9 protein-coding genes and 3 tRNA genes are annotated in these 10,072 nt (G+C 44.8%); 2 read left to right on the forward strand and 10 right to left on the reverse strand.

From position 1 onward, the window contains the following. Positions 1-9: 9 nt before the first annotated feature. The 7 genes from J4227_00810 to J4227_00840 form a co-directional block, all read right to left on the reverse strand. Positions 10-123, reverse strand: a tRNA-Asp gene (locus J4227_00810). A 253-nt stretch (positions 124-376) separates the two neighbouring features. Continuing rightward, the gene (locus J4227_00815) at positions 377-994 is read right to left on the reverse strand and encodes a hypothetical protein (protein MBS3109054.1); all 618 of its coding nucleotides are present in this window, start codon (positions 992-994) and stop codon (positions 377-379) included. Positions 995-1,119: 125 nt separating this feature from the next. Further along, complete coding sequence (locus J4227_00820; GenBank protein ID MBS3109055.1) at positions 1,120-1,464, reverse strand: hypothetical protein; 345 nt, start codon at positions 1,462-1,464, stop codon at positions 1,120-1,122. 76 nt (positions 1,465-1,540) lie between these two features. Then, a tRNA-Tyr gene (locus tag J4227_00825) sits at positions 1,541-1,674 on the reverse strand. Positions 1,675-1,740: 66 nt separating this feature from the next. Continuing rightward, positions 1,741-3,246 (reverse strand): hypothetical protein, encoded by a 1,506-nt coding sequence (locus J4227_00830; protein ID MBS3109056.1) that lies wholly within the window; start codon positions 3,244-3,246, stop codon positions 1,741-1,743. Positions 3,247-3,559: 313 nt separating this feature from the next. Then, positions 3,560-3,632: transfer RNA gene (locus J4227_00835), tRNA-Pro, on the reverse strand. 201 nt (positions 3,633-3,833) lie between these two features. After that, a complete protein-coding gene (locus J4227_00840; GenBank protein MBS3109057.1) occupies positions 3,834-4,256 on the reverse strand; it encodes a two pore domain potassium channel family protein in 423 nt (140 codons plus the stop codon). 85 nt (positions 4,257-4,341) lie between these two features. On the opposite strand from J4227_00840, the gene J4227_00845 reads away from it, so the two are divergent. Next, positions 4,342-5,100, forward strand: a complete 759-nt coding sequence (locus J4227_00845) for a hypothetical protein (protein MBS3109058.1) — start codon at positions 4,342-4,344, stop codon at positions 5,098-5,100. Between the two features lie 3 nt (positions 5,101-5,103). On the opposite strand, the gene J4227_00850 is transcribed toward J4227_00845, so the two are convergent. The 3 genes from J4227_00850 to J4227_00860 form a co-directional block, all read right to left on the reverse strand. Beyond that, positions 5,104-7,170, reverse strand: a complete 2,067-nt coding sequence (locus tag J4227_00850; GenBank protein MBS3109059.1) for an SMC family ATPase — start codon at positions 7,168-7,170, stop codon at positions 5,104-5,106. 67 nt (positions 7,171-7,237) lie between these two features. Next, entirely contained in the window at positions 7,238-8,110 is an 873-nt protein-coding gene (locus J4227_00855; protein MBS3109060.1) for an ROK family protein, read from the reverse strand. A gap of 9 nt (positions 8,111-8,119) precedes the next feature. Further along, positions 8,120-9,109, reverse strand: a complete 990-nt coding sequence (locus tag J4227_00860; GenBank protein ID MBS3109061.1) for a bifunctional phosphoglucose/phosphomannose isomerase — start codon at positions 9,107-9,109, stop codon at positions 8,120-8,122. A gap of 200 nt (positions 9,110-9,309) precedes the next feature. On the opposite strand from J4227_00860, the gene J4227_00865 reads away from it, so the two are divergent. Beyond that, positions 9,310-9,891 (forward strand): 50S ribosomal protein L15e, encoded by a 582-nt coding sequence (locus J4227_00865; GenBank protein ID MBS3109062.1) that lies wholly within the window; start codon positions 9,310-9,312, stop codon positions 9,889-9,891. Positions 9,892-10,072: the final 181 nt, after the last annotated feature.

Here is a 10,072-nt window from a genome sequence, read left to right on the forward strand (position 1 = left end):
GCCAATGAACGCCCTGGCCGGGATTTTCTCAAGCATAACACAGCATTCCGCTTTTATTGCTCATTCGAACCCGGGTCGGGGCCTCGACAGGGCCCCATGATAGACCAACTACACTACCAGGGCATACAGAGCCTGAAGGCGTGATATAACCCTTACTATTGCTCAAAAAACGTTATAAACGTCCCTTTAGCTAATAGAAGGATTCTTCGACCATGTTCGCGCTATTGTGTCTCCATTTATAAAGCTAATGTTTTGTCCCTGCATTCTCGACGATAATGATATATGAAAATAAGCAAATTAGGGGGGTATATAAAGCTTCTGAAAAATAATATGGATTCTGATCGTAACCTACTAAGAACATTATCAGCTATCACGCTTATTCTGTCTGGTGTTCGGAGCCAATACCTGCCATTATCGTCTTTTTAGCATCGGCATACCTCTCTTTCATTTTTTCAATAACTTTCTTCGCTATTTTGATATATTCGTTATCAACATCATCCTGGGAAGATAAACCAACATCGCTGTTGCCTCCATATTTTTGACCATCCTTCAATGTCACATAATACCAATCGTTGAATGGCCCAGAGGCATATTCATATCTTGTCGTATCGCCTTTTCCGTCAACTGACATGAATTTAATTTCATTTGGGTCAAAGCTGGCTTGTGACACCGTGTCAAAAATACTTCTCACGTCGGTTGCTTCAATTATGCCGACCAGCGAACCTTTTCTATTTGTTCCATCCGAGGAAAAAATTTCCATTTTTTCATTATGGTGGCCATCACTTTGCCTGTTCTTGTAAAAAACCCATGTTTGGCCATCCACTGCAGTCTCCCCTATCTTGACATATTTGCCGGGCTCATTGGCAGCGCAGCCAGGCAGCACACTCTGCAGAAAAATTAAACCGGCTGTCCCAATTGGCGCTACATATTTCTGAGCCAAATTATCCAATCCTTCCCTGCTTTTCTGGTAAGCCGCTGTAAATTTATTTGCCATGCGACGATAAAAGGGATTTATCTTTATAAACCTTTGCATTTTCACTACTATTGAATAGTTATATAATCTATCCATTGGTAAACTCAAATGCCCACCCGCAGGCATCTGCTGACAGCAAACAGAAATCATATGTACCCTATCTGTGTGACTTCGTATATTGCTTTGAGCAAAGGAATCGCATCCCTATCAGTATCCCACTTATGACTATAGGTTGTCCATCCATTGCTGGTAAATCCAAGGTAATTAAAACCGACTGAAGTTTTTGGGACCTCTTCAAAAGAACCACTTTGTCGTTCAGTTGTATGTTTTGTTTCAAATATAACCGGCGTGCCAAAAATTTCAACTTCACATTCGAGCAGGTCGCCAATTGTCATTGCAGGAAGTAATTCCAGGTCGAGTGCAGAACCATCACTTCTAATAGAAATTATGTCTTTTTTCTTAACAGCTTCTTCAAATGTCATCCCTCTCATAAAACTGACACAAGTGTCAGGAATTTAAATCTGTGCAATCAATAATCAAGATAAACTTAAAGAAAAATAAAAAGAATCCCGCGGGGGGGATTCGAACGCCCAACCTTTCGGTATCAGCTGACTGCTGGTCATTCCTGGCATTATCATGCCTTGGTCAAGCAGCGCTATTGTTAGCTACAGCCGAACGCTCTACCGTTGAGCTACCGCGGGATCGAATATGAAGAATTTCAGTCGGTATTTAAAATTATTCGTTTATCAAATAACTTAATGCATTACTCACTCTATCAGAATTCCCCTCATATCCACCTTATTCGAGGTCACAATGACTTCCTTGCCTTTCTTGGTGACGTACTTTACAACTGCATGCTGCAGGTTAAATCCGCCAAGCACGCTCAGCCTTGACTTGACATGGTAGGTTATCAGCCTTTCCTCGTATGGCTCCAATGCCGCCAGGTCCCAGCTGATGCTTATTGCTGACCTTCCTTTTGTGATTGCAGTTGGCCTCAGCGTCCCCACCTCAAAGTCCCTTTCCACCTCTGCAATTGTGGGTATTTTGTCGACAATCTTTATGTTTTCGAGGGTTCGTTCGCTCCTGTTTTTGAGGTGTATGATTATCTTCAGCCCGGCAATGCCACCTTCCTTGGCAAGCACCTTGGAGACATCCTTCACGATGACAATCGGGCTTCTGAGCCTGTAATAAAGCACAACCATCACAATAAGGGCAATGATTATGACCAAAATCGGCCGGTAGTTCTTGGTGATTGTAAAAACTTCAGAGTCCCGCCTGTTGCCCTCCTTGGCGTCCAGCTCAATGTTCCACAAGTAATAATATTTTCCATCTTCCTTGGCAAAATCACCCTTCGGGGTTGTCGTCGTGAACAATCTGTCGAGCAATGATGCCTCCAGCCGTATCTCAGCCTCTTTTTTGATGTTGCCGTCATTCGAAACAGTCTCCGTAATCACTTCTTTCATGAACCTGTTTTCCACCTGATGGTCCCGCAAAATTGTCGCATATGATATGATTTCAAACTCTATTGGTTCTGGCTGTTTTTTTGGGTAAACCTGCCCGTCATCGCCAATTGTCTCCACTTTGACATACAGGGTGTCTTTTTGCGGGGCAATGCTCTCGTCAAAAGAGATTGTGAAATCCACAATCTTCTCCTCCAGGGGGCCGAGCGTTGCAACTCCTCTCTTTTCGACCAGTCCCTTTTCGCTAAGTATAGTGATATCAATTCTTGTTAAGTTCCTCAAGTTCAGGTTTTGCAGGAGAATTTTCACATTCGCGCTATTCCTCGGGTCAATGCTTTTCACATTCACGTCCGCTGTTGCCAGAAGGTCTGGCGGATATTGTTTGACCAGGGAATCCTGGGAAACGACATTCACAATGACCGGCAGGGTTATTTTTTCTTCACCAGCTTCAACAATAACTGTCAGCTTGTATGAGCCAAGCGGCTTGCTGTAAATCCCCTCTCTTTTCACTTCTCTGACTCTGAGGAGGTACACTCCCTGCTGGCCCTGCGCCAGCTCCACCCTGTTATTGACGCTGGGCTCAACAGTCACTTCCCAGTCAAGGCTGTCCAGTGTCCTTATATTGACTGTCTGGCCTGGCCCGGAATTGGATATGGTCAGCGTATAAGTTGCAAAGCTTCCTTTTCCCGCAACAACATAGCCTGTCACAGACTTATAGGTCGCCTCCAAATCAGCAGCGGCTGCAATGCCAGCCATGGCAAGAAGCAATCCAAGAACTATGAGGGTTTTTGTAAGATTTGCCGACGCAGCCATGCCTAACACCAAGCTCAAGAACAGGTTTTACTTATATATATACTTTGTGGTAGTGATATGTACAATAAATTCATGGAGTTCGAGGGATTGTAACGAAGTGGAAATCCCTCCAAGACTAATTCGGGTGTTAACTGACCGTGTCACTGAGATTTTTAGTAAAATCTCGTAAAAACAGGGGAGGCCCAAAGCCTCCCAACGCGACTCGCTGCAGGGATTAATTTCGCTAACTGGAATACAAAGCATGGAGTTCTGGGTATTGAGCAAAGCGAAATGCCCACAAGACTAATTTCGGTGTTAACGGACGAAACCGTTATGGGGCTGCCCGGATTCGAACCGGGGTCGGACGCACCCCAAGCGCCAGTGATACCAGGCTACACTACAGCCCCAAATATAATACTCTATTCAATTTACTAGCAGCGACCAGAAACATTGCTGGCAGCAGAGCTCAGAGGGCTTTATGCCCTCTCTGTTTCTATCAAATCTTAATAAAGATTTGCCAGGGCTACACTACAGCCCCAAATGATGATGTTCTTCCTGATGGGTGCTTTATGGTACACATAGGATAACATATTCCATTAAAAACCCTTTTATTTTCCTTTATTCATTTTCTTTGCCCTGGTAGCAGAATAGCTGAGCTGGATATCTTCATCGTAATCATTTTTCTTTGGGCTTTTTTTCAGGAATCCCATCAGCTGTTCCTTATCCAGTTTGCTGAAAATTGTCTTTCTAAAATTCGGCATATGGTCTTCAATATAATGTGACCCAAAAAGAGTCAACGAATACAGCAATACCCCTACCCCGAACAAAATATAGAACACAGTGAAAATTTTTGAAATATCTGTTGTCGGGTGCAGATCGCCAAAGCCCACAGTTGTCAGCGTAGTGGCAGAAAAGTAAAAGGCGTCAAGCCACCTCCATCCTTCTGCGCTATGGTAGAAAACCGTGCCAACAATTATAAGGCCAATAATCACTACCAGCATAGATGCTATTTTCTTATCATACTCGTCCATTGTTCAAATGCATACAGACTTATTTATATTTTTAACCATTAATCCACCAGCAAGATTTATAAGAATGTGCTGATTTCAGTGCATCATGGCAGGCAATGTTTCAATCAGGATTTTCCCGAGGATTCTGCTTTGGTCAATTCTCCTGGCCATCGCATCCTCTATGGCATCAGCCGGCATTGATTTTACCTATCAATGCTCTGACGAAAACTGCATGGAAGGCACGCCGATAGAATACAATGTTTATCTGCGCAACACAGCCAACTTCACACTGACTTTTGACAAGCTTGTTTTGGGCAACAAGGATTTCAATATAATCATCGACTTTGACATTTCTCCTGCGGTCACCCTTGCGCCTGGAGAAAGCCATTTTTACAATTTTAGCAGGCTAGTCAAGGCCTTGCCGGACAATAGTTACACCCTGACAGTCCAGCCTTGCTTCCAGGAAGTCAAAATGGCAATTAATGAGAATTTATCCAGCGTCTACACATTTTGCTCAGAAGGCACGTACAATATCCCAATCCTCCCTCTTGCCAAAATCAACTGCAATTCATCCAGCGATTGCGGGTCTGATGAAACCTGCTTCTTTTTCAGGTGCAAGGCCTTGTCGTGCGGGGACGGTCTTGTGGCGCGAAACCATGAATGCGCTGAAAAGCCGGCTTCGCCAGCGGATGGCACAACTAACCAGGTACCCGATGAACCTGAGCAAGGCAAAAGCAACAATGCGATTGTAGTAATCATTGTTGTTGTTCTGGCCGTGACTTTGTTTGCACTATTCATGGCGCAAAGGCAATCCAAAAAACCATCTGTCAAGTCCGGTTCCCAATTGCGAGGGAAGAAAAAATAAGAATTATGCAAAAATCTGGGATATGTGCTCATTCTTTCTTATCCTTATCACATTCTGGACAAAGCTCTCTATTTTCGGCTCATGGCTTACAATGATTATCTGCTTCACCGCAATTTGCTCCACCACACTCCTTACCCTGTCAAGCTGTTCGCTTGAAAATCCATCAGTGGGCTCATCAAGAATGATTATGTCCTTTGTTTTGATTGTGCTCACAAGGTCATTTATGACGCGGTTCAGCGAGAGCCTGTATGCCAGTGCACAGCTGGTCCTTTCGCCGCCTGACAAATAGCCAATGTCAGTCTCATAGCCGTCCTGCTCCACAATGGGCGTGAACTCGTCATCTATCCTGACAGACAGGGTTTCATCCTCCACCATGGTGGCAAACCACTGCCTGAAAAGCTCGTTGAATTCCCCATGTATTTTTGCCATCACATGCTTTTCCATAGTCGACATCAAATCAACAAAGAAGGAGTCTATCCAGTTCATGTACTGCGCAATCTCAGTTGATTTTCTAACTGCCTCTTCCTTGGAAGCCACCTCATCCTTCACAGCGGATATTAGCCTCTCCCTGAGCTCAGCCTCCTTTTTCAGAGACGCATATTCTATTCCGATTTTTTTATCGGCCTCAATTGCCTCATCCAGTTGCTTTCTAAGGGCCATATATTCGGATTCTGTGTTTTGCAGCGCTTTTATCTCTCTGGACAATTCATTTTTTGCAACATTAATTGCGCCTATCTCTTTCTTGAGGGCATCCTGCTGGTCGCTTATCCTTTTCTGCCGTTCCATGTTCCTCTCATAGTTTTGCCATTTGATGCGCAGGGCCTCTGTTTCCCTTTCTTTTTTCCTCATTGCCTCAATCTCAGTTTCTGCATCCTTCATCTGTTGCTCCATCGCTGATTCTGCCTTCAGGAATTTATCAATCTCATCTTTCGCGGCGGTTATCTTGGAATCCTCGCGCTCGTTTATCCCGTGCCTGTGCTTTTCGCCGACTTCCTGCTCGCAAATAGGGCATAAGGAAATATTGCTGATTTTCGCCTTGATTTCATTGGCCTGCCCGATTCTTGCCTGCAATTGCGCCACCTGTTTTCCAACATGGGAAAGCTGCTTCTGCATGTCCTGCAATTTCCTGTTTTTTTCCTGGACCTGCACAGAAATGTTCCTGCTCTCCTCAATCTTTTTCTGGAGAGTGCCCGGCTGCAGTGATTTCATTTCATTTTCCAGGGCTTCTATTTCCTTGCTGTTTCTCTGGTGCTGGTCAGCCTTGTTGATGAGGTCAACTTCCTTGACCCTGAACTCCCTTTTCAGGTCATTCAATCTCCTTGCTTTTGCCTCCACTTCCAAATATTTATTCCTTGTTTGCTCCACTTTATTCTTGGCTGCCACAAGCATGGGCTCAATTGCTGCCAATTTTGCCCGGTCTTTTTCCATCTCAGTCTGCTCATCCTTCATTAATGCTTTTTTGGCATCCAGGTCAGATGCTTTCCCTTCCAGTTCCCTGCGTTTTTCTTTCAGGTCCCTGTTGTATATCAGTGCGTTTTCCCTTATCCTTTTGTATTTGTCAATCTGGAAGACTTTTCTGAGCGTTTCCAGTCTGGCTTCCTTGGATTCCAGCAAAATCTGCTTCATCTGCTCCTGGGGCGTGTAGACCGTGTACCTGAAAAGAATGTCCTTGCCTTTTGTCAGCAATTCATCGGGATAGCCAAGAATCTCCAGCACTTTTGCCTTCAATTCAACAGGCGAGGCTTCCAGCCGTTTCCCATTGATCTCTATCCATCCGGAGTCCTGCACAACCCCATTATTGGTCCTTTTCAGCTTTCTGTTTATTGCAATTTCCTTTCCCTCCAGCTCCATTCCCAACTCCACCATCCCTGCCTTTTTTCCGTTCCTGAGCAAGGCCTCGCCGGAAAGGTCGCCTCTTTTTATGCCAAAAAGCGCGAATTCAATTGCCAGGAGCACAGTTGACTTTCCGCTTCCAATGTCTCCTGAAAGAAGTATCGATCCATCTGGAAACCTGATTTCCTGGCTTATATAAGAACGGATGTTGTGCATCCTGATGTATTTGATTAGCATGGTTAGTGCTCAAATTTGATGTATAAAAAGCTTGGTGAAATGGCTCAAGTCCATGGACAATAACAAATCATTGCCTCATGGCCAGCCTTGCCGCGCCAATCACAGCAGCCTGGCTTCCCAATTTCGATTTGGCAATCCTCGGCAGTCCTGTCATGGACTTTTCCTTGGCTGTCGCTTCCATGCTTTTCCTGAAGAATTCCCATGCTCCTGCAACATTCCCGCCAATCACAATCACATCCGGGTCAAGAATATTAACCATGTTTGCGATGCCTATCCCCAAATCGCTGCCAACACCCTGCCATATTTTTCTTGCTTTTTTATTCCCTTTTTTGGAAAGGACATAAAGGTCATATGGATTTTTTGCCCTGAGGCCTTTGGCACTGTCCCTCAATGTCAACTTTCCGATATAGCTTTCAAGGCATCCCTTGTGCCCATGCCTTTTTCTCGATTCATCTTTATTGATTACCATGTGGCCCAATTCACCAGCGTTATTCCTGCCGTGCAGGATTTTGCCCTCAATCACAATGCCTCCGCCAATCCCGGTTCCCATTGTGAAGGCCACGACAATTTTTCTGCCTTTTCCAGCGCCGTAAATCGCCTCGCCCAGGGCAAAGCAGTTGGCATCATTGTCCAGAAAAACCGGTACGCGATATTTTTTTGCAGCAGCCTGCCTTAAATTGAAATTATGCAGGGGCAAATTCCTTGGATCCAGAATCCTTCCCCTCTTGATGTCCAACGGCCCCGGGCATCCGATTCCAATTCCACTGACATCCCTGCTGTAAAAAGTATCTATTGCATCAAATATATTCGCCAGGACTTTTTTGCTGCCCTTTTCAGCTTCAGTCTTAAGAAATCTCTCTTTCAGAATTTTTCCTTTGTGGTCAACCAGGCCAACATGAATTTTTGTTCCGCCAATGTCAACGCCAATATATTGTGCCATTTGCAGGTATCATCTCAGCATTTTTTTCAGGTTTTCAATTATCTTGACAGGAGTCGGGTCTGTGCCGTACTTCATGGCAAGATGATAGCTGAGCCACAGCCCTGTGTAGACTGCCGAAAGGACTTTCTTTAGCATTGAATCGCCTTTCAGGGAAACATGTGTAAAATCCACCCTGTGCGCCTTAATCAGCTTGCTTGTCACGCCTATTCTCCTGGCAATCCTGATGTTTTCATAATCATCAGTAATAATGACAACATAATAGTCTGAATTCTCGCCTTCAAATGCATTGAGCTCATTGTGGTTGAATTCGGGGTAAATATTGTAAAACGCATGCACCTTGCTGTTCTCATTTATGTCTGTTTTCCATTTCATGGCTACAGATGAAAATCTGGCTGATGCATAAATCAGCGGTATTTTCCTGTGGAGCTTGTCAGCAAGGTCTTTTCCTGTTTCGGAAATGTCTGCTTTTTTCAGGTATGCCAATGTATCCTTGATTTCATCGTCGGACACTTTTAGGAGCTTGCTGTTCTTGAGAATATTCAGCATCGGGAAAAACAAATAGGGCGTTGCCAGTCGCGGCTGGATGCCTGACGGTATCCTGATGTGCTTAATGTTTTTTGACTTGCATTCGCTTTCAAGCTTCCCGCCGGAGCTGACCGCTATTATCCTGCAATTTCGCTGATAAGCCTCATGCAAGGCTGATAATATCTCCTCTGTGTTGCCTGAATAAGATGTCACAAAAACAAGGCTTTTGCTTTTGATGTATTTAGGCAGGCCGTAATCCCTGATTGTGTAGAATGGGATTGGCGTGTCTCCTGCAATATCCTTCAGCAAGTCGCCTGAAATTGCGCTTCCGCCCATTCCGCAAAATACCACATTTTCAAACTTTTCAGTGAAGCCAATGTCTTTTGCAAGCTTCACCGCCTCTTCACAGTGCTTAGGAAACTCCTCAAGGACTGCCTGCATGTTCTCCTTGTCAACCGGGTTTTTGCTTGCCATATGTCAGCCTCTGCACTTTCCATATTTATATCTTTTCAATGGAAATCATCGCATGCCATTCCAAACGCTTTTAATCTCAGGGATACCTTTATAAACCGCCCATTTTTCAGGCTTCATAGCTGGGAAATGTAGGGGCTTGCTTCCCTGAATCCTGGCGAACAGCCGCAAATGCAGCTGTTTAGGAAACAATGGAGGCTAAAATGGGAGCATACAAGTATATGAGGGAGCTGTGGAAGCAGCCAAGGGAAAATCTGGGAGAAGTTTGGAGGCAAAGACTCCAGCAGTGGCGCACAGAAGGCGCAACAGTAAGGATTGACAGGCCTACAAGGCTTGACAGGGCTCGTTCTTTGGGTTACAAGGCCAAGCCAGGCATATTCATGGTCAGGCAAAGGGTTCTGCGCGGAGGCAGGATGAGGGCAAAGGTCTCTGGCGGCAGAAGGCCCAAGCATTTCAGGCACAAGAAAATACTGGGCATGTCCTACCAGCTTGTTGCAGAGCAAAGGACCATCCAAAAATATGTCAATTGCGAAGTATTAAACTCATATTTTGCAGGAAAAGACGGCCAATATTACTGGTATGAAGTCATCATGCTGGATAAGAGCCACCCGGCTGTTGCAAAGGACCCGCATTTTGCATGGATAACCACCAGCTCGAACAATCAGAGGGTTTTCAGGGGCCTTACTGCAGCAGGCAAGCGGAGCAGGGGCATATTGACACACAAGGGCAAGGGCGCTGAAAAGCTCAGGCCGAGCCTGAGAGCAAACCTGGGAAGGGCTAAATAATTTCTTTTTGCTTCTTTTTCTTTCAAGAAAAAGAAGTTACTTGCTTTTTTTCCATTCTTATAATACGCAATGTTTTATTACAAGTCTGTTATCCCGAAACTGGTTTACATCACGAAACTGCTTTACATAATTCGTCCCAAACTTCTTTTGGCGTTTTGTAATTCAAGCTCATATGGGGCCT

This window comes from Candidatus Woesearchaeota archaeon, assembly GCA_018303405.1.
Classification (GTDB): Archaea; Nanobdellota; Nanobdellia; order Woesearchaeales; family JABMPP01; genus JAGVYD01.